Annotated in this window: 20 protein-coding genes; 4 read left to right on the top strand and 16 right to left on the bottom strand. The window is 55.8% G+C overall.

Features of this window, described 5'->3' with window-relative positions; all coding sequences use genetic code 11:
* Nucleotides 1-5: 5 nt before the first annotated feature.
* The 3 genes from QVO43_RS07625 to murQ form a co-directional block, all read right to left on the bottom strand.
* A complete protein-coding gene (locus QVO43_RS07625; RefSeq protein ID WP_022487938.1) occupies nt 6-1067 on the bottom strand; it encodes a MupG family TIM beta-alpha barrel fold protein in 1062 nt (353 codons plus the stop codon).
* A gap of 83 nt (nt 1068-1150) precedes the next feature.
* A complete protein-coding gene (locus tag QVO43_RS07620; RefSeq protein ID WP_022487937.1) occupies nt 1151-2539 on the bottom strand; it encodes a PTS transporter subunit EIIC in 1389 nt (462 codons plus the stop codon).
* A complete protein-coding gene (gene murQ / locus QVO43_RS07615; RefSeq protein WP_022487936.1) occupies nt 2529-3365 on the bottom strand; it encodes an N-acetylmuramic acid 6-phosphate etherase in 837 nt (278 codons plus the stop codon). The genes QVO43_RS07620 and murQ overlap by 11 nt, the downstream gene beginning before the upstream one ends.
* Nucleotides 3366-3474: 109 nt before the next feature.
* Between murQ and nagA the strand changes: the two genes are divergently transcribed.
* Nucleotides 3475-4638, top strand: coding sequence for an N-acetylglucosamine-6-phosphate deacetylase (nagA, locus tag QVO43_RS07610; protein WP_022487935.1), 1164 nt, complete (start codon nt 3475-3477; stop codon nt 4636-4638).
* 227 nt (nt 4639-4865) lie between these two features.
* Here the strand turns inward: nagA and QVO43_RS07605 are convergent, their stop codons facing one another.
* From QVO43_RS07605 to QVO43_RS07565, 9 genes are all read right to left on the bottom strand, one after another.
* Nucleotides 4866-6035 (bottom strand): type III PLP-dependent enzyme, encoded by a 1170-nt coding sequence (locus QVO43_RS07605; RefSeq protein WP_022487934.1) that lies wholly within the window; start codon nt 6033-6035, stop codon nt 4866-4868.
* A gap of 344 nt (nt 6036-6379) precedes the next feature.
* Entirely contained in the window at nt 6380-7660 is a 1281-nt protein-coding gene (gene serS, locus QVO43_RS07600; RefSeq protein WP_022487933.1) for a serine--tRNA ligase, read from the bottom strand.
* A 78-nt stretch (nt 7661-7738) separates the two neighbouring features.
* Nucleotides 7739-8512 carry an NAD-dependent protein deacylase gene (locus QVO43_RS07595; protein WP_022487932.1) on the bottom strand — a complete coding sequence of 258 codons (774 nt, stop codon included), beginning with the start codon at nt 8510-8512 and terminating at the stop codon, nt 7739-7741.
* 14 nt (nt 8513-8526) lie between these two features.
* Nucleotides 8527-9786 (bottom strand): hypothetical protein, encoded by a 1260-nt coding sequence (locus QVO43_RS07590; RefSeq protein WP_022487931.1) that lies wholly within the window; start codon nt 9784-9786, stop codon nt 8527-8529.
* 359 nt (nt 9787-10145) lie between these two features.
* Nucleotides 10146-11573, bottom strand: a complete 1428-nt coding sequence (locus QVO43_RS07585) for an FAD-binding oxidoreductase (RefSeq protein WP_022487930.1) — start codon at nt 11571-11573, stop codon at nt 10146-10148.
* A 359-nt stretch (nt 11574-11932) separates the two neighbouring features.
* Entirely contained in the window at nt 11933-13372 is a 1440-nt protein-coding gene (locus QVO43_RS07580; RefSeq protein ID WP_022487929.1) for a carbon starvation CstA family protein, read from the bottom strand.
* Between the two features lie 205 nt (nt 13373-13577).
* Entirely contained in the window at nt 13578-14825 is a 1248-nt protein-coding gene (locus tag QVO43_RS07575; RefSeq protein WP_022487928.1) for a hypothetical protein, read from the bottom strand.
* Between the two features lie 118 nt (nt 14826-14943).
* On the bottom strand, nt 14944-15501 hold the full coding sequence (locus QVO43_RS07570) for a hypothetical protein (RefSeq protein WP_022487927.1): 558 nt from the start codon (nt 15499-15501) through the stop codon (nt 14944-14946).
* Between the two features lie 125 nt (nt 15502-15626).
* Nucleotides 15627-15923, bottom strand: a complete 297-nt coding sequence (locus QVO43_RS07565; protein ID WP_022487926.1) for a LysM peptidoglycan-binding domain-containing protein — start codon at nt 15921-15923, stop codon at nt 15627-15629.
* 194 nt (nt 15924-16117) lie between these two features.
* Here QVO43_RS07565 and QVO43_RS07560 point away from each other — a divergent pair, with 194 nt between their 5' ends.
* Both QVO43_RS07560 and QVO43_RS07555 read left to right on the top strand, forming a co-directional pair.
* Entirely contained in the window at nt 16118-16795 is a 678-nt protein-coding gene (locus tag QVO43_RS07560) for a response regulator transcription factor (RefSeq protein ID WP_022487925.1), read from the top strand.
* 15 nt (nt 16796-16810) lie between these two features.
* Nucleotides 16811-18541, top strand: a complete 1731-nt coding sequence (locus tag QVO43_RS07555; protein WP_022487924.1) for a sensor histidine kinase — start codon at nt 16811-16813, stop codon at nt 18539-18541.
* A gap of 192 nt (nt 18542-18733) precedes the next feature.
* Here the strand turns inward: QVO43_RS07555 and QVO43_RS07550 are convergent, their stop codons facing one another.
* From QVO43_RS07550 to QVO43_RS07535, 4 genes are all read right to left on the bottom strand, one after another.
* On the bottom strand, nt 18734-19234 hold the full coding sequence (locus QVO43_RS07550; protein WP_022487923.1) for a LeuD/DmdB family oxidoreductase small subunit: 501 nt from the start codon (nt 19232-19234) through the stop codon (nt 18734-18736).
* A gap of 19 nt (nt 19235-19253) precedes the next feature.
* The gene (locus QVO43_RS07545) at nt 19254-20513 is read right to left on the bottom strand and encodes a 3-isopropylmalate dehydratase large subunit (protein ID WP_022487922.1); all 1260 of its coding nucleotides are present in this window, start codon (nt 20511-20513) and stop codon (nt 19254-19256) included.
* A 16-nt stretch (nt 20514-20529) separates the two neighbouring features.
* On the bottom strand, nt 20530-21444 hold the full coding sequence (locus QVO43_RS07540) for an alpha/beta fold hydrolase (protein ID WP_022487921.1): 915 nt from the start codon (nt 21442-21444) through the stop codon (nt 20530-20532).
* Between the two features lie 71 nt (nt 21445-21515).
* Nucleotides 21516-22781 (bottom strand): SLC13 family permease, encoded by a 1266-nt coding sequence (locus QVO43_RS07535; RefSeq protein WP_022487920.1) that lies wholly within the window; start codon nt 22779-22781, stop codon nt 21516-21518.
* A 144-nt stretch (nt 22782-22925) separates the two neighbouring features.
* On the opposite strand from QVO43_RS07535, the gene QVO43_RS07530 reads away from it, so the two are divergent.
* Nucleotides 22926-23867 (top strand): LysR family transcriptional regulator, encoded by a 942-nt coding sequence (locus QVO43_RS07530; RefSeq protein WP_288174730.1) that lies wholly within the window; start codon nt 22926-22928, stop codon nt 23865-23867.
* The last annotated feature ends 81 nt before the right edge of the window (nt 23868-23948 follow it).

The following is a 23948-nucleotide window of genomic DNA, read 5'->3' as shown; positions in this document are numbered from 1 at the left end:
TTATATCATATTCCGGTGTCCATCTTCACCACCCGGAACCGGAACTTTTTCCCTCCGGGCAGATACTTCAGCAGGAACCGTTCCTCTTCCGGGATCCTTCCCAGCACATCCACCCGCCGGTCCGCCGGCAGTTCCGTGAGACAGATCTCCAGTTCCCCGGCATACCGGCCGTAAAGAGGATTGTCCAGCGTCACATCCCCGGCATGGCAGCGGCGGAAAGGCAGTTTGGGAATTTCCACCCCTTTCCACAGGGCCCGGCTGTTTACCGTGCGGATCACTTCTTCCGCCTCGTCCGGACGGGTTTCATACACATGGTGTGCCAGTACCGGGTACAGGGGCCTGTCCTCCCACACCTGGAGGGTCAGTTCCAGCACCTCACCGGATACCCGGGCCAGATCTTCCAGTTCCTGCCGGTCCGGACCGTCGTCCCCGATGTATACAGCGTCCAGGCCCAGGGCCGCCAGCTGCCGGGCTCCCTGGGATACGATCCGGTGCCGGTCCTGTTCCAGGGTGGGGAGCCCTTCCCGAAGGGGCCCCCGCCGTCCCTTCCGGCTGGCCACAAAGGCCCCTACCGGAATTCCCAGCCGGTGGAACAGGTCATTCTGCCGGCGCAGGTAGCCTTCGGAAAGGCCGGTGTGGGGATGGGGATAGAAATTGTGGAGGGCTTCCATCCGGGACAGGTCCACCCCCTGGCGTTCCAGTGCTTCCAGCAGGTCTTCTCCCACCGCAGAAGCATTGAGCACCAGTTTCCGGTCCGGATACCGGTCCTGGAGGGCCTTCATGGCTTCCGGAGTGTATCCGTCATCCAGCCGCAGGGAAGTCAGCGTTTCCGGTACCGGGCGCCCGGGCACCAGATCCCCTACGGTTTCCATGGACAGTTCCCGGGCCCGGGCCAAAAGCGGTGCCACTTCCCGTTCAAAGGCCTCCGGATCTGTTTCCGGGATGTGGAAGGAAAGGAACAGACGGGTGATCCCCAGTGCCGCAGCCTCTTCCAGCCGCCGGAGACAGTCTTCCAAAGGCCGTCCCAGGCCGGGGTACAGGGAAATCCCTTTTGCCAATTTCGTCATACTCGAACGCCTCCTTGAGGGAATCATTCAGTGGTTAAGTGGTTAAGTGGTTAAGTGATTAGGTGGTTAAGTGTTTTTTCTCTTCACTCTGCACTTTTCTCTTCAAACCCCAGCACCCAGGTGGCCGCGAAACCGGCTGCGTAGGAAACCAGGAGCCCCAGCAGGTACACGGGCACGTTGGTGGTGCTGGGAGCCAGAGGAAGACCGGAAATCCCCAGGGCCGCCGCCCCCACCTGGAAGGCCGCCTGGACGGCGCCTCCGCAGGCACCCCCGATGCAGGCTCCGATGAAAGGCCGTCCCAGGGGCAGGGTGACCCCGTAGATCAGCGGTTCCCCCACGCCCAGGAAACCCACTGGCAGGGCGGAGGCCACCACTTTCCGGATCCGGGGATCCCGGGTCCTGGCATATACTGCCAGAGCGGCTCCCACCTGTCCTCCGCCGGCCATGGCCAGGATGGGCAGCAGGATGGTGTACCCGTACTGGGCGATCAACTGGGCATGGATGGGGGTCAGTCCCTGATGGACTCCCAGCATCACCAGGGGCAGGAACAGGCCCCCCAGCACAAAGCCGGTAAAGGCTCCGCCCCGGCTCACTGCTTCCGTGGCGGCATAGCCGATGCCTTCCGCCGCCCAGCCTCCCAAAGGCTGGAACACAAACAGGGTGGCAAAAGCCATGATCCCCAGTACCAGGAAGGGAGTCAGGAACAGGTCCAGGGCTTCCGGCACCAGTTTGCGGATCCGTTTTTCCAACAGGGCTCCCAGGGCCGCTGCCAGCAGCACCGCCACCACGCCTCCCCGGCCAGGGATGAGGGCCTGGCCGTACAGGGTGATCCCGGCAAGGCCCGGATGGCTGATGAGAGCCCCCAGGACTCCGCCCAGCACCGGAGACCCGCCGAACTCTTTGGCGGCGTTCCAGCCCACGAACAGGTTCATGGCCCAGAACACAGCATTCCCGGCCAGTCCCAGGATTTGGAAAAAAGCATGACCGGCCAGCTGGGGATCCAGCCGACGGACGATGTTCAGGATCCCGGTCAAAAGACCGCAGCCGATGAACCCGGGGATGAGAGGCACAAAGATTCCGGCGATCCGTTTCAGAAACAATTTCCCGGGGGTGGCGTTCCGGGCCCGGATGGCCTCATGGAGTTCTTTTCCGTCCCCCACTTTTCCGGTGAAATCTCCCAGAACCGGCTGCTCTGTTTCCTTCTTTTCCCCTGGAAGATCCGGTGCTTCCTGGAGCAGAGCCTGGAAAGCATCGGTGACTTGGGCAGCCTTTCCCGGCCCCAGGATGATCTGGAGTTCCGGTCCCGCCTCATTGATCCCCATGACCCCCGGCAGTTTTTCCAGGGCCTGCCGGTCCACTGCCCGGTCCGCCAGCTGGAGCCGGAGCCGGGTCATGCAGTGGCTGGCCTGGAGCACGTTGTCCCGGGGCCCCACCAGGTCCAGGATGGCCCGGGCCAGGTCCTTATTTTCCATGGGCCGCCTCCCATTCCTCCACGGCCTTCCGGGCACTGCCCCGGTTCCGGGCCAGGCTCAGCCGGGCTTCTTCCCGGGAACAGCCGGTGACGGTGCAGACAATATGCAGGGCCCGTTCCAGGAGTTTTTCGTTGGTGGCCTTCACGTCGATCATCAGGTTCCCCCGGACCTTTCCCAGCTTCACCATGGCTCCGGTGGTGATCATGTTCAGCACCATTTTGGTGGCGGTGCCCGCCTTCATCCGGGTGGATCCGGTGATCACTTCCGGCCCCGGCAGCACCGTAAGGCACAGATCCGCCAGTTTGGCCATGGGGGACTGGCGGCTGCAGCAGAGCCCCAGTACCGCACAGCCCCGTTCCCGGGCTTCCTTCATGCCCCCCAGCACATAGGGAGTCCGGCCGGAGGCACTGATGCCCATCACCACATCCAGGGGAGTCAGTTCCTTGTTCCAGATATCGTCCCGGCCCTGTTCCTCGCTGTCTTCCGCCCCTTCCTTGGCCCGGAAGATGGCTTCATAGCCTCCGGCGATGAGCCCCTGTATCTGTTCCGGGTCGGTGCTGTAGGTAGGGGGGCACTCCACCGCATCCAGGATCCCCAGCCGTCCGGAGGTGCCGCTGCCCATGTAGAACAGCCGGCCGCCCCGGCCCAGCCGGTCCGCCACCAGGTCCACGGCCAGGGCAATGGCCGGCAGGATCTTTTCCACTGCATCGGCCACCTTGTGGTCCTCCCGGTTGATGATTTCCACCAGTTCCTGGGTGGATACCTTGTCAATGGCAACGGAAGCGGGATTCCGCTGTTCCGTAGAAAGCTTGTCCAGATCGATCATTGAAAAAAACCTCCAGCCTTTTGCTATGCTATAATAAAGAGTGTTTTGTCGATAGGTACCCCATGGAGAGGATCCCTTCCCCATGGTCAGCAGAAAAAGGAGATCCACCATGAAAGCAATCATCAACGGCAGACTTATTTTACCACAAGAAATCCGGGAGGGACAGGCGCTCCTGTTCGGGGAGACCCTGGAGGGATTCTGTGAGCCGGACCGGCTACCGGCCGGCACGGAGATCATCGATGCCCAGGGAGCCTATGTATCCCCCGGGTTCCTTAATCTCCACATCCACGGCTGCGGAGGAAAAGATGCCATGGACGGCACCCGGGAGGCCCTTGGAACCATGAGCCGGCTGCTGCCATCCACCGGGGTCACCGGCTGGCTGCCCACCACCATGACGTCCAGCGGAGACGCCATCACCCGGGCTCTTTCCGCCATCCGGGAAGCCCGGGGCAGAGCAACCGGGGCGGAGATCCTGGGGGCCAACCTGGAAGGACCCTTCATCAGCGAAAGATATAAGGGAGCCCAGAAGGCCTGCCACATCCAGAAAGCCCACTGGGATCTGGTGGAACCCTTCACCGGTCTGATCCGGATCCTGACCCTGGCTCCGGAGACCCTTACGGACATGGATTTCATTCCCCGGTGCTGCCGGGCGGGGATCATCGTATCCCTGGGCCACAGCGACGCCACCTATGAGGAGGCAGCCCGGGCCATATCTGCAGGGGCCAGCCACATCACCCACCTGTACAATGCCATGAGTCCTCTCCATCACCGTAAGCCCGGCCTGGTGGGGGCAGCCCTGACTCTGCCGGTGACCTGCGAACTGATTGCCGACGGGGTCCACATCCACCCGGCGGCCCTGGAGCTGGCGGTGCGGACCAAGGGCCTCAGCCGGATAGTGCTGATCACTGATTCCATGCGGGCCTGTCTCCTGGGAGAAGGGAAAAGCGAACTGGGGGGCCAGACCGTGTACGTAAAGGACGGCCGGGCCACCCTGGAAGACGGCACCCTGGCCGGCAGCATCCTGACCATGGAACAGGCAGTCCGGAACATCTGGAAATGGGCCCACCTGACCCTGCCCCAGGCCGTCCAGTTGGCCACCGCCAACCCGGCCCGGGAACTGGACCTCACCGACCGGGGCACCCTGGAACCAGGAAAACGGGCGGACATCACCATGTTTGACGAAGATTTCCGGATTTTGCGGACATACGTAAAGGGGTGCTGCGCATTTCGCGCAGCACCCCTGGCCGCGGGTCGCCAGTCACGGGCCAAATGAAAAATTTCCAGGCAAATTTTTGAACGGGTAAACCGGTACCGTAGGGGCTGCACGCCGGGCAGCCCGCCAAATCATCGATGATCTGCGCATTTTGCGGGGCGCCGGGCCTGCGCCCCCTACGGTTATACACAATAAGAAGGACAGGTTCTATCCAGTGGCCTGAGACTCGAGACCCATAGCTCGAGACCCCAAAAAGGGGCTGTTGCTCACGCAACAGCCCCTTTTTCTTACACCGCCACACTCATGGCGTCCATGCCCAGTTCTTCCCGCACTTCCTCCCAGATCACCGTCCGGGCCTTTTTAAACCCGTTGAAGGTGGTGGCGGAAGCGGAGGTGTAGGCCCCGCAGACAGGGACCAGCAGCAGGTCCCCCACTTCCAGAGGCTCGGTCATCTTCCCCCGGAACATAATGTCCAGGGAATCGCAGCTGGGCCCGGCGAAAGTGGCCGGGATCTTTTTCCCTTCCTTGAAGCTGATCAGCTTGAAATCCCACTGGTCGAAGATCACCCCGGAGAAAGTCCCGTAGATCCCGTCATCCAGGAAATACCAGTGCTGGCCGTTCCGTTCATTTTCCCCGATTACCCGGGTGATCAGGTTCACGGCGGTGCCGCACATGTACCGGCCCGGTTCTGCCCAGATCTCCAGGTCGGAGAAGTCTTCCTGGAGCCGGGCAGACACCTGGTCCAGGAGAGCCGTCAGATTGTAATGGACTCCGGTTTCCGGAATGGGGAATCCCCCGCCGATGTCCAGTACCCGCATGGTCAGTCCCTTGGCCCGGGCTTCGGCCATCAGTTCCTTGGTAATGTCCATGGCGTGGAAATAGGGATCCGCCGCCACCGTCTGGCTGCCTACATGGAAGGCAATGCCGGCCACATCCAGTCCGGCCTCTTTGGCCTTCAGCATCAGATCCAGGGCTTTTTCCCGGGGGCAGCCAAACTTCTTGTTCAGGTCCACATGGGCCTTGGCATTGTCGATCCGCAGCCGCAGCAGCACCGTGGCACCCGGGCAGTGTTCCGCGATCTTTTTGATCTCGCTTTCGCTGTCATAGGTCATCCGGTACACCCCGGCATCCCGGCAGGCCTGGAACCCGGCATCCAGCTTGATGGGGTTGGCGTAGATCATCCGGTCCCCGGAAACGCCCAGCTGGCTCAGGGTACGGATTTCTCCGTCGCTGGCCACGTCGAAGCAGGCTCCCTTGTTGATCAGCAGATCCAGGATATGGAGGTCCGGATTGGCTTTCATGGCATAATGTATTTTCAATTGCGGGATATGCTCCCGCAGGATATCATAGTTTTTCTCAACCTGTTCCAGAGACAGCACCAGAAGAGGAGTTCCATACCTTTCAGCCAGGCTGGTGACAGCATCTTGGGTCAATTGGAAAAAGCTTTGTTCGTTCATTATCCATCCCCCTTTGGGCCTGCAGCTGCGTTCCGGCTTTTGCCGGGACAGACGCGGCCTTCCTTAAATTCGTAGTTCATTATACTACGATGAACTGAAAGTGCAAGAGGAAAATAAAGGAAAATCGAGGAGATGGAAGGAGTTTTAAGGAGTTTAAAGAAAAATATTCACCAATCACTTTTGTTCAGCATAACAATGAATAATTCTGTTTTGCTCAATTTGGGACGAATCAGGGAGTATGAGCCCGTATGAGCCCGTCCGGCCTATTGTGAAACAAAAGAAACACCCGCCGGAAAAGGCGGGTGTTGGATAAATATTCAATTGTAGTGAATATCTGCACACTATCAGGAATTGACTCCCGTAATCACATCGCAGCCCATGTAGGGACGGAGCACTTCCGGCACCACCACGGACCCATCGGCCTGCTGGTAGTTTTCCAGGATGGCGGCCACCGTACGGCCTACAGCCAGTCCGGAGCCGTTGAGGGTATGGACGTATTCCGGTTTGGACTTGGCATCCCGGCGGAACCGGATATTGGCCCGGCGGGCCTGGAAGTCTTCCGTGTTGGAGCAGGAAGAGATTTCCCGGTATTTGTTCTGTTCCGGGAACCAGACTTCCACATCGTAGCATTTGGCAGCGGAGAAGCCCAGATCCCCGGTGCACAGGCACACCACATGGTAAGGCAGCTTCAGGGCCTTCAGGATGTCTTCTGCATTGCCCACCAGTTTTTCCAGTTCGTCATAGCTGGTTTCCGGTTTGCAGAACTTCACCATTTCCACCTTGTGGAACTGGTGCTGCCGGATCAGCCCCCGGGTATCCCGGCCGGCACTGCCGGCTTCTGCCCGGAAGCAGGGGGTCATGGCGGTAAGATAGATGGGCAGGTCGTCCCCGTTCAGGATCTCACCCCGGTAGTAGTTGGTCAGCGGCACTTCAGCCGTGGGGATCAGGTACATGTCCTGTCCTTCCACCTTGTACATGTCTTCGTGGAATTTGGGCAGTTGCCCGGTGCCGGTCATGGAAGCGGTGTTCACAATATAGGGAGGGATCACTTCCGTATAGCCGTCCTTCCGGGTGTGCTGGTCCAGCATGAAGTTGTAGACGGCACGTTCCAGACGGGCACCAGCCCCTTTGTAGTAGTAGAACCGGGCACCGGACACTTTGGCAGCCCGTTCCGCATCCAGGATCCCCAGTTTTTCCCCGATTTCCCAATGGGCTTTCGGTTCGAAGTCAAAATAGGTGGGTTCCCCCCATTTCCGTACTTCCGGGTTTTCCGTATCATCCTTGCCCACCGGCACATCTGCCGCCGGCATGTTGGGGATGGTGAGCATCACAGCCTGGAGCCGTGCTTCCACATCCTTCACCTTTTTGTCCGCTTCCGCGATTTTGTCCCCCAGGGCCCGCATGGCGGTGATTTTTTCCGTTGCGTCCTCCCCGTTCCGCTTCATCTGGCTGATTTCAGCGCTTACCGTATTCCGCTGGCTTTTGTCTCCTTCCACTTCCTGGAGCAGGGACCGGCGTTCCTGGTCCAAAGCCTTGAATTCTTCCAGATCCACTTTCGCATGACGGTTTTTCAGAGCCTGGGCAACCTTTTCCGTGTTGTCCCGGACAAATTTCAGATCCAACATAACTATAACCCCCAAAAATTCTATGCAATACTTCTGTCATTATAGCACAAAAGCCCCAGAAAAAGCATCCTTTCCTGCCTACAGGGCAATTCCTTCTTTGGCCGCCAGGGCCCCGAACACCTTGTCCATGTTTTCCGTGATCACCAGGGTGTCCGCCTTCATATGGACGGACAGGGGATCCCGGTTCAGGATCACCAGCCGTTTCCCATGGAAATAGTTGATGAAGGAGGCGGCCGGGTACACGGTCAGGGAGGTGCCGGCGATGATCATCATGTCTGCTTCCGAAATGGCCCGTACAGCATTTTCCACCGCTTCATCCGGGAGCATCTCTTCATACAGGGTAATGTCCGGACGGATCACGCCCCCGCAGGAGCAGTGGGGCACCGGTTCTTTGGATTCGAAGATGTAGTCCGCAGGATAGGTCTTCCCGCAGCTCATGCAGTAGTTCCGCAGGGCACTGCCGTGGATTTCGAACACCTTCCGGCTGCCGGCCTTCTGGTGGAGCCCGTCGATGTTCTGGGTGACGATGCCCAGCAGCTTCCCGGTCTTTTCCAGGGCCGCCAGATATTTGTGGGCCTTGTTGGGCTGGATCTTCCGGGTATCCATTTTCTGCCGGTGGAATTCAAAATAGACTTTCGGTTCATTCACCAGGCAGCTGTGGCTGAGAAGGTATTCCGGCCGGTACTGGTCGAACCGCACATCGTGCTGGTTGTACAGTCCATCCTTGCTGCGGAAATCCGGGATGCCGCTGGCGGTGGAAACCCCGGCCCCTCCAAAGAACACGATTTTCTGAGATTCCCGGATCCATTGATCCAGGGTGTCCACATCCTGCTCAAATTCTTTCTGTTCCATGGCTGTCAGCTCCTTTATTCTCCTCCATATTTGGGTTTCGGTGCCGGGACCTTTTTACCCGCCCGGGCAGGGGGCTCCGGATCCTTCCACTGGAGGCTGTTTACCGAATGGTCGATGACCTTCTGCTGGTCCCGGGCTCCCAGCTGGAAATAATCCAGGGAAAGAAGGGTGCCCTTCCGGAGGAACACGTATCCCAGGCTTTTGCCTCCCGGGGTCACTTCTTCCTCCACAATACAGGTCCGCCCTGCCGCTTTGGAGAAATAGGTCCGGTTTTCCTTCAGGGACAGGCCCGGGTGGCTCTTCTCCCACTTGGCCCGGCGGTTCTCCGTCATAAGCCGGCAGAGATTTTCCCGGTCCTGGTCACACAGATTTTCCAGGCTGTCCGGCAGGAAAGCATAGTCCATGTTTTCCTGGAGAGACTGGAAGATCACCCCGGTGACCAGCTGGTTGTCCAGATGGAGCCGGGACAGCTGGTGGAGATCCCCGGGATCCGCTGCCTTCTGGATGTCCACGCTCCCAAAGGGGATTTCGTAGGAAACCCCGCTGTGGGGCAGGGTGATCCGTTCATAGGCCCCGCCGATTTCCAGCGAATCCAGCACCTGCCGGACGGCCGGTTCCAGGGTCCCGGCCTCTTTTTCAGGAACCAGGAAGCTGAGGCTGTACAGATTCTTCCGGTCCCCGAAAAAGTACCGGTCCGACACCTTCCCGTTTTCCAGCTGCCGGATGTGGAGCCCCTCCCGGCCGGCAAATTCGCCCATTTCCGCAGCCTGGACCGGGATGTCCTTGGCTTTGGCCTCTTCTTCATAGGTCCGCAGGGTCAGTTCCAGCATGATCTTTTCCGACTGGAAAGGTTTGGCTTCCTTCTCACCGTCGGTTTTCATCATGGCCCCGTTGGCCATGTACACCAGCATCGTATCTCCCCGGGAAGCCCGCATCAGGATGTCTTCCTGGTGTTTGCCCCGGCCGTAAAGGCCCTGGAGGGCAAAGCCCTCCGGCAGGGAAAACTGTACATCGTTCCGGGGATCCTTGAATTCCTCCCGTGCCTTTTCCCGGGTGCCGTATCTGGCTAGCAGTTCCGCCTTCAGATCCTTCTGCCGGGAAATACCGGACTCCGCCAGAGGCTGACTGGTTTCCAGATGGCCTCCGGCCCCCTCCGCGGGTTCCTGGGCGGCCGCTCCTTGTTCAGTTGTGTTTCCGCCGGCGGCCCAGGCGGCCGGCAGCAGGCTTCCCCACAGCACCAGCGCCAGGAGCAGCCCCTTCATGGATGGTTTCATATGGACTCCTGTAGGCCCAAGGCCCCTTCTGTTGGATGGATCGTTACAGTTTCTATTATAATCCATACGGGAGCAGGAAAAAAGGGGCTGTTGCATGAGCAACAGCCCCTTAGTCGGAAGTCAGGCGTCTGAAGTCGGAAGCCTCAGGACAGGATCCGCCTGGCTGGACGGATCCTTTTGATTATGTAAAACCAGAATCGAAATCAATCTGAGCAATCATTTCGTCTAAAGGTTCTACACATTCAAAAATTTGCATGCAAATTTAACATTCGGCTCCAGACTTCAGACTCCAGACTTGAGCCGCTATGCGGCTCTACAGCTAGGGGGTGTTACACGCAACGTGCAACACCCCCTTTTTTTTACGCCACAAAATCTCCGTTCACATCCACCAGTTTCCCGGGATTCATGATATTGTTGGGATCCAGGGCTTGTTTGATGGCTTTGATCAGTTTTACTTCCCCTTCAGGGGTGCAGCGGGCAAATTCTTCCAGCTTCTTGTAGCCGATGCCGTGTTCCCCGCTCATTTTCCCGCCCAGGGCATAGACCCGGGGGAACAGGTCTGCATGGAAAGCTTTGATGGTCTTGAACCAGTCTTCCGGAGACAGGCCGTATTTGTTCAGAGGCAGTACATGGATGTTCCCGTCCCCGATATGGGCCACGGTCACGGTGTACAGGTTGTATTTCTTTTCCAGTTCAGGGATCTGGGCGGTCATGTCCGCGATTTTGTCCAGAGGTACCACGAAGTCTTCGGTCTGGAACATTTTGTCAATGTCCCGGGCGGCTTCAGCAAACTGTTTCCGCAGGGTCCAGATCCGCTGATCCGCTTCGAATTCATCGATGGAGCCATTGGCTTCCGCCAGGTCGCAGAGTTTTTCCATTTTCCGGTCAGATTCATCCTGGTCGAAGCTTTCCACCGTAACGATCACGTAGCAGCACCCTTCCTTCACATGGGGCATTTCCATGTTGTCCAGGTATTTGCAGGTCATGTCGATGGCGGAGTTGCCCATATATTCAATGGAAGTGGGGTCGATGCCGGCCTTCAGGATCTTGTTGGGCAGGGCAAAGGCTTCCTTGTCCGTATTGAACACGCAGACCATGTTGAAGGAATAGGGAGGCAGAGGACGGAGCTTTACGGTGACTTCCGTGATGATCCCCAGGGTCCCTTCACTGCCGGCAAAAAGCTGTTCCAGACACAGGCCGGTGGAGCATTTCTTCAGCCGGGCGCCCACATCCACAATATCCCCGGTGGGAGTGACCACTTTCAGGGCATAGATCTGATCCCGGGTGGTGCCGTACCGGACGGCCCGGTTGCCCCCGGCGTTGTTGGCCACGTTGCCGCCGATCTGGCAGGATTCCGCACTGGACGGATCCCCGGCGTACATGACACCGGCCTTCTTGGCTTCTGCCTGGAGCTGACCGGTGAATACCCCGGTCTGACAAACGGCATAAAAATTGTCCGCATCCAGTTTCAGGATCTTGTTCATCCGCTGGAGTTCCACCACCATGCCATGATAGATGGGGATGGCGCCGCAGGCCACACCGGTGCCGGCGGACCGGGGGGTGATGGGTACCAGATACTTGTTGGCCAGTTTCACCACTTCTGCCACTTCTTCGGTGGTGCCGGGGAATACCACCACTTCCGGCTTCTTGAAGAAATGGGGGTTCCCTTCTTCATCGGTCTGGTACTGTTCCAGATACTCTTCATCGGTCTTTACATACCGGTCCCCTACCACTTTTTTCAGTTCTTCCACCAGTTCCGGCGTAACCGGGTTATACTTGTGTTCCATTATTATGCCCTCTTCCCTGTATATTGTAATCTATACGTTTTTTCGTCTTTCTCTCACTGACGATGATGTTTCCTAGTATACCATATCCTGTATACAAGTAAAGGGCTTTTTTCTTTTCTTTATGTTATATATACATATCTTTTATTCAATTTATGCATCTTCTGCTGAAAAGTGTAATGTTTTTTATAGAGAAATGGGATTTCAGCGCATATTCATCATATGAATTATTTTTATTTACATTTTTTCATTCCTTGCCTCCCTCACATCCGTTCTGCCTCCGGAGACAGTCTGGAAGCAAAAGAAAACCCGGGAGACAAGCTCCCGGGTTTTCCTGAAGGGAATCGATTTTTTACAAGGGATCAGCCTTGGACAGGTTTGTCTGCAATATCCAGTTCCCCACTGTCCACTTTCTTGGCCCGTTTCCAGAACAGGCAGAAGGCAACGATGGCGAACACAACGCCTACAGGGTAGGCAATGGAAGTGCTCAGCTGCAGCCCTTCCTTGGCAACCAGGATGTAGGTGCAGGATACGGCGCTCATGAAGGTAGCAGGGATAATAGCGATCCAGGCATTACCCTTGTTGGCGTACAGGTACATGGCACCGGACCACAGTACCAGCATGGCCAGGGTCTGGTTGGTCCAGGAGAAGTATCTCCACAGGATGGTTACGTCTACCTGGGTCAGGATGCCGCCTACAGCGATGATGGGCAAAGCCAGTTTCAGACGGGAAGCCAGGGTGTGCTGGTCAATCTTGAACCAGTCAACAATGGTGTACCGGGCGGAACGGAAGGCCGTATCAGCGGAGGATACAGGGCAGGCAATAACACCGATCATGGCGATGACGGTGCCCAGATAGCCCATCAGGCCGGAGCAGATGTCATATACAACGCCGCCGGCGCCATGGTATTTCACGAAAGCGTCGCTCAGGCCGGCAGTGTTGCCATAGAAGGAAACACCGGCAGCAGCCCAGATTAGAGCAATGATCCCTTCGCAGACCATGGCTCCGTAGAAGATCTTGTGGCAGTCACGTTCACTCTTGATGCAGCGGGCCATAATAGGAGACTGGGTGGAATGGAAACCAGAGATGGCGCCGCAGGCCACGGTGATGAACATGATCGGCCAGATCGGGGTTCCTTTCGGATGCATGTTGGTGAGGGTGATTTCAGGAACATGGTACCCTTCAGCAAAGAGCATGGTCCCAACGCCCACAGCCATGAAGATCAGGCAGAATCCGAAGAACGGATACAGTTTCCCGATCAGTTTATCCACCGGCAGGAAGGTAGCACAGAAATAATAGATCAGTAAGATAACCAGCCAGAAGTTGTAGCTGAGCGGGGTAATCTTGGTCAGCAGGCCGGCAGGGCCAGTAGTGAAGGCAACGCCTACCAGGATCAGCAGCACAACGGAGAACCCACGCATAATGTGTCTCATGGTCGTGCCCAGATATTTGCCGCACAGTTCGGAAATAGAGGCCCCATCGTTCCGTTCGGACAGTACGCCGGAGATGAAGTCATGGACACCGCCGGCAAACACCGTGCCGAAAGTGATCCAAAGGAATACAGCCGGGCCCCACATGGCCCCAGCCAGAGCACCGAAAATAGGACCCAGGCCGGCAATGTTCAGCAGCTGAATCAGGAAAACCCGCCAGTTTTCCATAGGTACGTAGTCAACGCCATCTTCCAGACGATAGGCAGGAGTCTTTCTGTCATCGATAGGAGGACGGAAGCAGCTTTCTACGTATCCGCCATAGATGAAATAACCACCAATTAAAATAGCAAGACACACAAAGAAGCTAATCATTGAATAAAACCCCCTTCTGCGAACCCCTTCAATTCGCAAGTTTTACTGTCGAGTTCATTATAAGCCTTCTTTCACAAAAAATCCACAGGAATTGTGGTAATTCTGTGTATATTTACTATATTGCGTTAAATGAAGAGGGAAGGTGTATCACCTTCCCTCTTGTTGTAAACACATGTGATTTTGGTTGTAGACAATTGCCAAGAAGTTACTTTCTTTTCAGACCCCACTGGCTGTAAATGTGGAGCCCGTCTGCTTCCGGCACCAGTCCGGTGAGCCGCACCAGGTCGAACAGGTTGAAGCCCTTCACTTTCAGCTGGGCCAGTTTGCTCTTCTTGATCACGTCGGTGAAGTCCACCGTCAGGCTCTGATCGCTGAAAGTGCAGATCAGGTCGTCCCGGTTCACCACCGTCATGTTGAAAATGGCGTTCACCAGGCTCATGATGATCCGGGTACCCAGGAGCCGTACCAGCAGTTCGCCCAGCTTGTTGTCCGCAATGGCGAAATCGTGGATCCGGAACCGGGCATAGGAGGCGGTGTTGTTAAGGGCCAGAGCCTCGATTTCCACATCCGCAGTAAGGGTCCCGTATTTTTCATGTTCCACAGTGACTTCCAGCTGATGGTCCCCCTTGTACCGGCATTCCCGGAACTGGAATTCGCTGTCCTTCATGGCTTCTCCCAGGCCCTTGGCCAGGTCCGTATAGGGGACTGCCACTTCGCCCCGGCGCAGCTGTTCGAAGGTCTGGGCGTTCACCCACCGGCTCACCCCTTCCTTGAAGGGAGCCACCAGTTCGTTAAGGTCTTCCACATAGGTGCCCATGTTCCCGGCCACTTCGCTGAGCCGGTCCGCAGCTTCATCCGCCCGGTTCTTCAGTTTGTCGAAAAGGGGTTTGGCCTTTTCCGCCACTTTCCGCCGTTCATCCCCCAGAGGGATGTTCCTGTTCTTGTCCTTGGTAAATTCCCGGAATTTCTCCATGCCTTCCTTCCGGGCCTGTTCATAGAAATCTTTGAACTGGCTCAAGTCATCAGGCCGGCCGGCATCCAGCCAGGCGTTGGCCGCTTTCCCCACGGCGTAGGTGATGCCTACGGCCATGGGAACCTGGAGCGGCGGGAAGGGGATCACCGTGAACACGGTCTGCCCCACGAAGGAAGCCCCCAGGGACCCTACCAGCCCGGCAATGGCCCCGGTTTCCAGTTCCACTCCCCGCAGGTCACAGAGCCGGGTGATCATGTACACCTCGTTGGCCATGAGAGCCAGGCTCCCCAGGAAAGGCGTCATGACAATGACACTGGCCCGGGCAGCCCCCCAACGGATGATCCGTTCCGATTCCCGGGCAATGTCTTCCGGACCCAGGGCCTCTTCCTCGTCCACTTCTTCATCCATGGGACGGGTTTCCGCTTCTACCGCATCTTCTTCCTTTTCCATTTCGTCCCGTTTATCCATTTCTTCTGTCATAGTAATCCCTCCTGTCATTGTCTTCACAACAAACCGGTTTTCTGCCTTTAGTATAGCATATTTCCCCGGGCCCGTCAGTCTCCAGGGCCCGGTGTCTGAAAAGTGTCACACATTCCCCTCAGTCCGGGATCACCGCCACCTGGCCGTCGCCGAACACCCCCCGGCAGCAGTCGGTGTACACTTCCACAAAGGCGTAACCTCCGTACAGGGCCAGGTTCCGTCCCTTCTCCAACCCTTCCGGCAGCGGTTCTCCCTTGTGGAAATGGCGGATCACCTGTCCCTGGAAGTCCAGCATGTGCACATCATAGGAATCATCGATCCGGCAAACTGCCAGGATCCCCAGGAACTGTCCCAGGCACCGGATTTCCGGAAAATCCTTCCGGATGGTTTCCAGTACCTTTTCCAGGAACCGGGGGTCCAGCTTCCCGGTCCTGGCCGGCAGTTGTTCTTCTCCGATAGGCCGTCCGGAAGCGGGTACCGCCCTTTCTTTCCCCCAGTTCCGGATCTGATTGATTTTTTCCGGGCTGGTCTGGGAAAGAGGCACTACATTTTGGAAGGAGGACAGGATCTCGCTCCGGGTCAGGTCCAGCAGCCGCTGGGCTTCCCCGTTGTCTTCGCTGATATCCGGAACTTCCGTCAGGATCAGGGTCTGGTATTCCTTTTGTTCCTGGTGCATCTTTCCGATGAGGGCGTCTCCGGTGCTTTCCCCTCAGCCATTGTCCTTCCCCTTGCTGTCAGTTTGGTTCCATTGTACAACAAAAGAGGGCCTGTGAAAATATTTTCACAGGCCCTGATCACCCTTCAGCGGCTGGCCACCATCTTTTCCCTTTTGTCCTGTTTCACCGGCACCACCAGCTTCTGTCCCGGCTGGATGGCCTGGCGCAGATCCAGATGGTTGGCTTTGGCGATCCGGTCGATCACTTCCCGCACATCCTCTTCCGGATGGGTGTACTTCCGGGCAATGCCCCACAGGCTGTCCCCCCGCATCACCACCACCTGTTCCGTATGATAACTGGTGGGAGCCGCTTCCATCTCCAACACTCCGCGGGAAGAAACCCCCAACAGGACCAGCACCAACCCCAGTAAAAGTTTCTTCATTTTTCTTCCCTCCACTCGAACTTTTGTTTGTTATGTGTATGATATCACGTTCTGTTCGCTTTTTCAATAAGTTTATGAAACTCTGTTCGTTTTTTCTTATCCAACGGGGAATGGTTATAACCGTTCCCCCTCTGTTGGAATCTCCTGAATTACGTTATAATGAAAAAAAAAACGGCAAGGGAAGGTGCGATGGAATGGCGCTGATATATTGTGTGGAAGATGATGAAAACATCCGGGAACTGGTCCGTTATGCCCTGTGCAGCCAGAAATTCCAGGCGGAGGCCTTTCCCGACGGAGCCTCCTTCTGGAAGGCCCTGGAGGAAAAGAAGCCGGATCTGGTGCTCCTGGACATTATGCTCCCGGGGGAAAGCGGCCTGGAGATCCTGAAGAAGCTCCGGGACCAGCCGGCCACCAGCAGCCTCCCGGTAATCATGCTCACTGCCCGGACCAGTGAATACGATGTGGTCACCGGCCTGGACGCCGGAGCGGACGACTACATTTCCAAACCTTTCGGGATCATGGAACTGCTGAGCCGGGTGAAAGCGGTTCTCCGCCGGGGTACCCAGCAGAAACCCCAGGACCGGGACCTTTTGGTGTGCGGGGACATTACCCTGGACCTGAAGAAGCACCAGGTGACCACCCAGGGCCAACCCTGCGAACTGACCGTAAAGGAATTCGACCTGCTCCATTACCTGATGGCCAACGCCGGCATCGTCCTGAGCCGGGACCAGATCATGGAAGCGGTATGGTCCTTCTCCTATGCCGGAGAAAGCCGCACCATCGACATGCACATCCGGAGCCTCCGGCAGAAACTGGGAGAAGCCGGCCGGATCATCCAGACTGTCCGGGGTATAGGGTACCGGATCCAGTAAAGGAGCACGCCGCCTATGAAAAAACAGATCTATCTCCATCTGTTCCTGGTGGGACTGGCCTGTATCCTGATCACCGCCCTGGTATGTGCCTTCGCCTCCTGGCAGACCGCCAAGCGCCAGACCCTGGCAGATCTTCAGCAGGTGTCCCAGGTGATGAGTACGGAACTGAACCACCACAGCGATTCCTATGTGTTTCTCCAGCGCTCCAGCCAGGCGTCCCCGGACCTGCGGTTCACCTGGGTGGACAGCCACGGCACCGTGCTCTACGATTCCTATGAAGAAGCCGGCAGCCTGCCCAACCACCGGGAACGGCCGGAAATCGCCCAGGCTCTGGGAGAAGGCCAGGGCAGCGATGCCCGGCACTCCTCCACCCTCCAGGAAGTGACCCTTTATGCGGCCCAGCGGCTGTCCGACGGCTCCGTGCTCCGGGTGGCCCGGACCCAGACGGAACTGCTCCGGCCTCTGGAAGAGCTCCTGCCCTGGTGGATCATTTCCCTGCTTCTCCTGATCCTGATCTGCCAGTTCACCGTCCGCCGGCTCACCCAGGGGCTCCTGGATCCCCTGGACCAGGCCACCCGGTATCTGTCCCAGGTCGGCCAGGGAGACACCACGGAAGAAGAACGGCAGCTGTTCCACACCTCCTATCCGGAGCTGCTCCCTTTCCTGGCCACCATTGACCGGCAGGGAAAACAGCTGGACCAGAGTCTGCGGAACCTGGAACAGGAACGGAACACCATGAAGCGGATCACCGACAGCCTGAAGGAGGGCGTGATCCTCCTGGACGACCAGATGCGGATCCAGTGGATCAATGCCTGGGGATTCCAGCTGCTCCAGCAGGAAGAGAAACCCACTGCCGGCCGGCCTCGGCTCCTGGGGAAATTCCTTATGCCCTTCCTGCCTCCGGAAGCCCGGATTCCCCAGGGCCGGCTCCGGAGCAGCCAGCCCTGGAGCCAGACGGTAAAATACCGGAGCCGCCAGTACCAGCTGGATCTCCAGCTGCTGAAGCCTCCCCAGGGCCGGGCCACCCGTATGCTGATCATCCAGGACATTACGGAAGCCCGGGAACGGGAACAGCTGCGGAGGGACTTTACCGCCAACGTAACCCATGAACTGAAGACCCCCCTTACCTCCATCAGCGGCTTTGCGGAACTGATGGCCGCCGGCATGTACCAGAAGAAAGAGGACATTGCCCATTTTGGCCAGCTGATCCGGAAAGAAGCCGCCCGGCTGCTGGAAATGATCAACAGCATCATCTTCCTGTCCCGGATCGAGGAAATGCCGGCGGAGGCCATGCAGGAAGCCGTTCCTCTGGGAGGGCTGATCCAGTCGGTGGTGGAATTCATGGATCCCTTCTGCAAGGACAAGCAGGTGACCATCCACTGCCAGCTTACGGAAGACAAGGTCCGGGGCAGCAGCAGCATGCTCCGGGAAATGGCCATGAATCTCATCGACAACGGAGTGAAGTACAACCGGCCGGGAGGCCATGTGTACGTAACCATGAAAAAAGAGGAAGACCAGGTGATCCTTACTGTGAAGGACACCGGCATCGGCATCCCAGAAGACGTCCAGGAACGGGTATTCGAACGGTTCTACCGGGTGGAGGGCAGCCGGAGCAAGCAAAACGGCGGCAGCGGCCTGGGGCTTTCCATCGTGAAGCACATCGTGGAACAGCACCGGGGCAACATCAGCCTCACCAGCCGGCTGAATGAAGGGACCACCATAGAAGTCCAGCTGCCGGGAGCGTGAAAATAGGGGGGGTGAAAAAATTCACACCCCCGGTCACGGGCCACGAGTCACGGATCGCGAGCCTTGACGTTTAAGCCGTTTGTTCTTTTTCTATAGGATGATAAGGCAAAATCCACTGGAATTTGCAAAACGGGATTTTCGGCTTGCACCAACAAGCCCGCGACTCACGACTCGCGACCAAAGGGATCACTGCTAATTCCTTATCTTCTTGCGCATGAGCGGTTTGATGCCCCCGGCTTCCAGGATCTTCATGGCCTGGGGTCCCAGTTTCTCACAGGGATAGGTTTCCCCGGTTTCCTGCACCGTCACCTGATACTTTTCCAGGTCCAGGGTCAGGGTCATCCCATCTTTCACCTTGTCCTTCAATCCCTTGCAGATAATGGGCAGAAGTCCCAGATTGATGGCATTCCGGAAAAAGATCCGGGCAAAAGAATCTGCCAGTACCGCTTTGGCACCCATATTCAAAAGCGCAATGGGGGCATGTTCCCGGGAAGACCCACAGCCAAAATTCCGGCCGGCCACCACCATGCCTCCCTTGGGAAAACTGGCAGCGATGTTTTCATCCACTCCGCACAGGCAGTGGCTGCCGATTTCTTTGGGGTCTACGATATCCAGATACCGCCCCGGATAGATCTGATCCGTATCGATGTTGTCTCCCACTACGATGATTTTTCCCGTTACCTTTGTTTCCATCTCTGCTTCCTCCTTCACCTTACAGATACTTCCGGGGATCCGTGATATATCCGGTCACCATGCTGGCTGCCACCGTAGCCGGGCTGGCCAGGTACATCAGGGCTTCCGTGGATCCCATCCGTCCCGGGAAATTCCGGTTGGTGCTGGTGATGCAGACCTCTCCGGCGGTCAGCACCCCTTCATGGGCTCCCAGGCAGGCCCCACATCCAGGGGTGGAAATGGTCGCCCCAGCCTTGATCAGATCTTGGATATATCCTTTTTCCAGGCATTTCTCCATCACTTCATTGGAAGCTGGGATCACCACCAGGCGGGTATATTCCGGGATATGTCTCCCTTTCAGGATCTTTGCGGCAATGGCAATGTCTTCTTCCCGTCCTCCCGTACAGGATCCGATATAGCCCTGATTCAGCTTCACCGGCCCCTGGGCCACTACGCTGGAGAGAGGATGGACATTTTCCACACTGCTGGGGCAGGACAGTTCCGGTTCCAATTGGGAAACGTCGAAAGTATAGCTTTCTGCATAGGTATACCCTGGGTCGGTGTACTGCACTTCAAAGGGACGGACGGCACGTGCCTTTACATAATCCAGCACGGCCTGGTTCGGCTGCATGTAGGCCGTCTTGGCTCCCATTTCCACAGCCATGTTGCAGATGGTCATCCGTCCTGCCACATTCAGGTTCTCCACATAGCTGCCGGTGAAATCGATGGCCTTGTACACCGCTCCATCGGCTCGAATCTTTCCCAGCACAGCCAGGATCACGTCTTTGGGGAATACACCCTTGGGGGCTTCTCCTTCCAGACGCACTTCGATGATTTCAGGAATCCGGAACCACAGTTCCCCCGTCATCAGGATGGTGGCCATATCCGTGGCTCCGCAGCCCGTGCCCACTGCACCAAAGGCGCCATGGGTTGTCGTATGGCTGTCCGTAGCCACCACAATCATCCCAGGATAAATCAGGCCGGCTTCCGGCATGACCTGATGGCAGACCCCGCAGTTGGTGTCAAAATGGTATTTCAGGTTGTTCTTCTGGGCAAATTCCCGCATTTCCTTATGATTCTGGGCACTCTTGATGGTGGGACAGGGAGCATAATGGTCGAAGACAAAAGCGCAGCGGGTATTGTCCCAGACCTTTTCCCCTCCCATCTCATAAAAAGAGTAGACCGTCTGCAGATACAGATCATTAATCTCCGCGAAATCCACCTTGGCCATCACGATTTCACCGGTTTCTACCGTCTTTTTACCGGCATTCTTTGCAAAGATTTTCTCAATGGCATGCATAATAGCTGTTCTCCTTTCAGCGGTTGGCCTCAATCATTTTTTCTAGTTCCTGGATGACAGTTTCCGGTTTTTCTTCCGGTACAAAGTGCCCACAGCCTGGGATTCCATAACCAGTTACATGATTGGCCAGCTTCTTCCAGATACCCAATACATCCCAATACCTGCAGATATTTCCATTGGATCCCCACAAACAACAGATGGGGGTTTGGATGGTACGTCCCAAATCTGCCATATCCAGATTCCAATCGATCGTTGCACTTGCCCGATAATCCTCGGCAATGGCATGGACTGTAGCCGGTTCAGAATAATACCGGATATATTCGCGTACGATATCTTCCGGAAATTGCTGCTTTCCAATGGTTCCCGGAATGGTTTTCTTGCGGATATTGCTGCGGATGAAATAGGCAGGTTCTGCACCCAAGAAAGTTTCTGGAAAAGGCTCCGGCTGGATATAAAAGAACCAGTGCCAATACTTCGTGGCAATTTCCCGATCTGTTCTGTTATAAACATCAAGGGTAGGGATGATATCTAGCAATAGGCAGGATTTGATTTTCTCCGGATAGTCCAGCATCATACGGTGACATACACGCCCGCCACGGTCGTGTCCGGCAATATGGAATTTCTGATACCCCAATTTTTCCATGACAAATACCTGATCCCTAGCCATCGCCCTCTTGGAATACGTAGAATGGTCAGGCAATCCATGTGGCTTGCTACTTTCTCCATAACCTCTCATATCCGGTATGACTACACGATATCTCTCCGCCAGACGGGGGGCTACAGCATACCAAGTCAGATGGCTTTCCGGGTGCCCGTGCAGCAACAATACAGCCTCATGCCCAGTTCCTCCACACCAAGCATGGATTTTCACTTCTCCGGTATCGATGATCCGGTGCTCAAAACCTACAAAATATTTCTCATTGATATCCATATTTTTCTCCTTATGATTGATTCTTGATTTCCCCTCTGTTGTTGCCAGCCTTCAAGCAGATTCTCTCTTTTTCAGGCGGGGAAAAACAGAGGCGAAAGCAGAAACATGATGAGCAGTAATATGATGCTGAGCGGAATCCCCACTTTGACAAAATCTTTAAAGCGAAACCCTCCCTGCATGACGATTACGGTTGTCGGAGATGCCAGAGGCGTAGTAATGGCAATGGCTGTCCCAATGATGACCGGGACGCAAAAATAGAGTACATTGATATTCATTGCCATGCCCAGCGAAAGTGCAATGGGGATGACAATGGCATTGGCCGCAGTGTTGCTCATGAATTGGGAAAGGAACCAGCCGACCAGACCCATTGCGACCATCATCATGGGAAGACTGGCCTCGCTGCCTCCCATCAACTGCAAGAACGCATGGGCAATGACTTTCCCGGCACCACTGGCATCCAGCCCATTGGCCATCGAAGTGACTCCTGCCATGACGATCAGCACGTTCCAGTCACAAGAACGGATCGCCGCTTTCATCGAGATGCAGTGGGTCAGGCAGAGAACAGCCACACACAGCAGCGAAACAATGGCGACATTCCAGATCCCAGAAATGAAGCCTGCAATCATCAAGAAAAATACTACAAGGTTCAAAATCGGTTTCCATCTGGGGACCTGCTTCATATTTACAGCAGGGAGTTCCACCACCGGATCTTCAAAATCAAAACTTTTCTTCATGATCCAATATCCTGCCGTAGCAAAGTAGAGCGTACTGACGGCCAAAAGGATCAGTGTAATCGGTGCCATGGAAAAAAATCCCAGATTTCCTCCCGCTTCATTGACCATAGCTCCAGCCATGGAAACAGCGGCAGCTCCTGACAGAGACAGAGGCGATCCGATGGTGCTCATCATCCCCACAGGCATCAACAGATTTTTGGCTTTGACCTTGCCGTGGGATTCCATGGCAATCGACCGGGCAACAGGCACCATAGTCGCGGCAATGGCGGAATTGGTCGTAAAACCAGTAATCAGCCCTGTAAAAAGAGAAATCGCTGCAACCAGCGCACGCTCACTTTTTTGGGCCATCTTCCGGAACAGCAAATCACTGACCTTTTGGATTGCACCTGTTTCAAACAACCCATTGCATATGATCATCGTCGCCCCACAAAAAACAATCGTGGTATTCCCAAAATAAGCATATGCCTTTCCTAAAGGCTGGATCCCAGTCAGCGACATCGCCAATGCAGCCAGCATGGAAGTCACCGCCAAGGGAATCCGATCATTCATAACCAGCAACATGGTCATCACTAAGATGACGATAGCAATCGTACTTTGCTCCATAACTTTCTCCTCGCTCTCCTTTACTTTTCTCCCGCTGGCCAATCGGAAAGTTTCGTTATGTTGATTATATATTCAGATAATGTTAAAATCTAATTGATGTATTTTATATTTTCATCAATTTTTTTGATGAAGAAAGCAGAGAACATGGAAAACTATTACAAATATATTTATGCCGCTTATAAACTAGGCAGTTTTACCAAGGCTGCCGAAAAGCTCTACGTTACCCAGCCTACCCTCAGTATGGCTATAAAAAAAGTAGAGGATCATTTGCATATGCCGCTTTTTTATCGGGAGGGCAAATCCGTCACTTTGACTCCTGTAGGCAAACTCTATATCAAAAGTATCGAAAAAATGATGTCGATTGAAACCGACCTGCAAGCCGAAATCCGTGACATCGAACGATTGGAAACTGGGACCGTACGGATTGGAGGCACCCAATACATCAATTCCTGTATCCTCCCCCCTGTCATAGCACAGTTCATCCAAAGATATCCCAAGATCGACATCCAGCTGAAAGAACAGGAGCCCAGTAAAAACCTCACCGATCTTGCGAAAGGAAAAATCGACTTCTGCTGCAATGCAGGCACGATAGATATTCCAGATTTAAAAAAAGTCCCTCTCTTCCAGGATCAAATTTATCTCGCCGTTCCAGACGCCTATAATCAGCCGGACTGGCTGCCATGGGAACTGGATTTAGAGGGTCCGCCTTGGTCAGAGCCAAAATCCATTCCCCTTTCAGATGCCTTGTTCCAGCTTCCCATCATCCTTCTGGCGGCGCCTTCCAATCTCCAGGCCTGTGTCAGGAATGCCTATGCAGATGCCCATCGCCAGCCCCATATCGTTCTGCAGGCAGAACAGCAGGAAACCTCCCTTCAGTTGGCCTGTGCAGGAATTGGTGCTGCCTTTGTGGGAGAACAGATGCTCAGGCATCGAAAGCCCAAGGCAATGCACATCTATAAGATTGATCACCCAAGCCTGCGCCGGACATTCTATCTGCTAACAAACAAAAAGCGATATCTTACCAAAGCCGCATCCGCATTTGTTGCACTGTGGAAAAAAACAGCCGGAGAAACACTCCGGCAGTAACCAAAAGCCGCCGGACATCCATAAAACCAGTTGTGTACCGACAACAAAAAAAGGGTGTGGAAAAACTCACACCCCCCGGTC

The sequence above is a fragment of the Acidaminococcus sp. CAG:542 genome, assembly GCF_000437815.1.
GTDB lineage: Bacteria > Bacillota > Negativicutes > Acidaminococcales > Acidaminococcaceae > Acidaminococcus.
This window is presented reverse-complemented; position numbering and strand designations above follow the sequence as displayed.

Excerpts from the sequence above, each read along its gene's own strand:
- QVO43_RS07560 (WP_022487925.1), top strand. The coding sequence starts at position 16,118 with ATGGCGCTGATATATTGTGTGGAAGATGATGAAAACATCCGGGAACTG.
- murQ (WP_022487936.1), bottom strand. The coding sequence starts at position 3,365 with ATGATCGATCTGGACAAGCTTTCTACGGAACAGCGGAATCCCGCTTCC.
- serS (WP_022487933.1), bottom strand. The coding sequence starts at position 7,660 with ATGTTGGATCTGAAATTTGTCCGGGACAACACGGAAAAGGTTGCCCAG.
- QVO43_RS07575 (WP_022487928.1), bottom strand. The coding sequence starts at position 14,825 with ATGACAGAAGAAATGGATAAACGGGACGAAATGGAAAAGGAAGAAGAT.
- QVO43_RS07605 (WP_022487934.1), bottom strand. The coding sequence starts at position 6,035 with ATGAACGAACAAAGCTTTTTCCAATTGACCCAAGATGCTGTCACCAGC.
- QVO43_RS07535 (WP_022487920.1), bottom strand. The coding sequence starts at position 22,781 with ATGGAGCAAAGTACGATTGCTATCGTCATCTTAGTGATGACCATGTTG.
- QVO43_RS07625 (WP_022487938.1), bottom strand. The coding sequence starts at position 1,067 with ATGACGAAATTGGCAAAAGGGATTTCCCTGTACCCCGGCCTGGGACGG.
- QVO43_RS07550 (WP_022487923.1), bottom strand. The coding sequence starts at position 19,234 with ATGGAAACAAAGGTAACGGGAAAAATCATCGTAGTGGGAGACAACATC.
- QVO43_RS07585 (WP_022487930.1), bottom strand. The coding sequence starts at position 11,573 with ATGGAACACAAGTATAACCCGGTTACGCCGGAACTGGTGGAAGAACTG.
- QVO43_RS07595 (WP_022487932.1), bottom strand. The coding sequence starts at position 8,512 with ATGGAACAGAAAGAATTTGAGCAGGATGTGGACACCCTGGATCAATGG.
- QVO43_RS07540 (WP_022487921.1), bottom strand. The coding sequence starts at position 21,444 with ATGGATATCAATGAGAAATATTTTGTAGGTTTTGAGCACCGGATCATC.
- QVO43_RS07565 (WP_022487926.1), bottom strand. The coding sequence starts at position 15,923 with ATGAAGAAACTTTTACTGGGGTTGGTGCTGGTCCTGTTGGGGGTTTCT.
- QVO43_RS07620 (WP_022487937.1), bottom strand. The coding sequence starts at position 2,539 with ATGGAAAATAAGGACCTGGCCCGGGCCATCCTGGACCTGGTGGGGCCC.
- QVO43_RS07580 (WP_022487929.1), bottom strand. The coding sequence starts at position 13,372 with ATGATTAGCTTCTTTGTGTGTCTTGCTATTTTAATTGGTGGTTATTTC.
- nagA (WP_022487935.1), top strand. The coding sequence starts at position 3,475 with ATGAAAGCAATCATCAACGGCAGACTTATTTTACCACAAGAAATCCGG.
- QVO43_RS07555 (WP_022487924.1), top strand. The coding sequence starts at position 16,811 with ATGAAAAAACAGATCTATCTCCATCTGTTCCTGGTGGGACTGGCCTGT.
- QVO43_RS07545 (WP_022487922.1), bottom strand. The coding sequence starts at position 20,513 with ATGCATGCCATTGAGAAAATCTTTGCAAAGAATGCCGGTAAAAAGACG.
- QVO43_RS07570 (WP_022487927.1), bottom strand. The coding sequence starts at position 15,501 with ATGCACCAGGAACAAAAGGAATACCAGACCCTGATCCTGACGGAAGTT.
- QVO43_RS07590 (WP_022487931.1), bottom strand. The coding sequence starts at position 9,786 with ATGAAACCATCCATGAAGGGGCTGCTCCTGGCGCTGGTGCTGTGGGGA.
- QVO43_RS07530 (WP_288174730.1), top strand. The coding sequence starts at position 22,926 with ATGGAAAACTATTACAAATATATTTATGCCGCTTATAAACTAGGCAGT.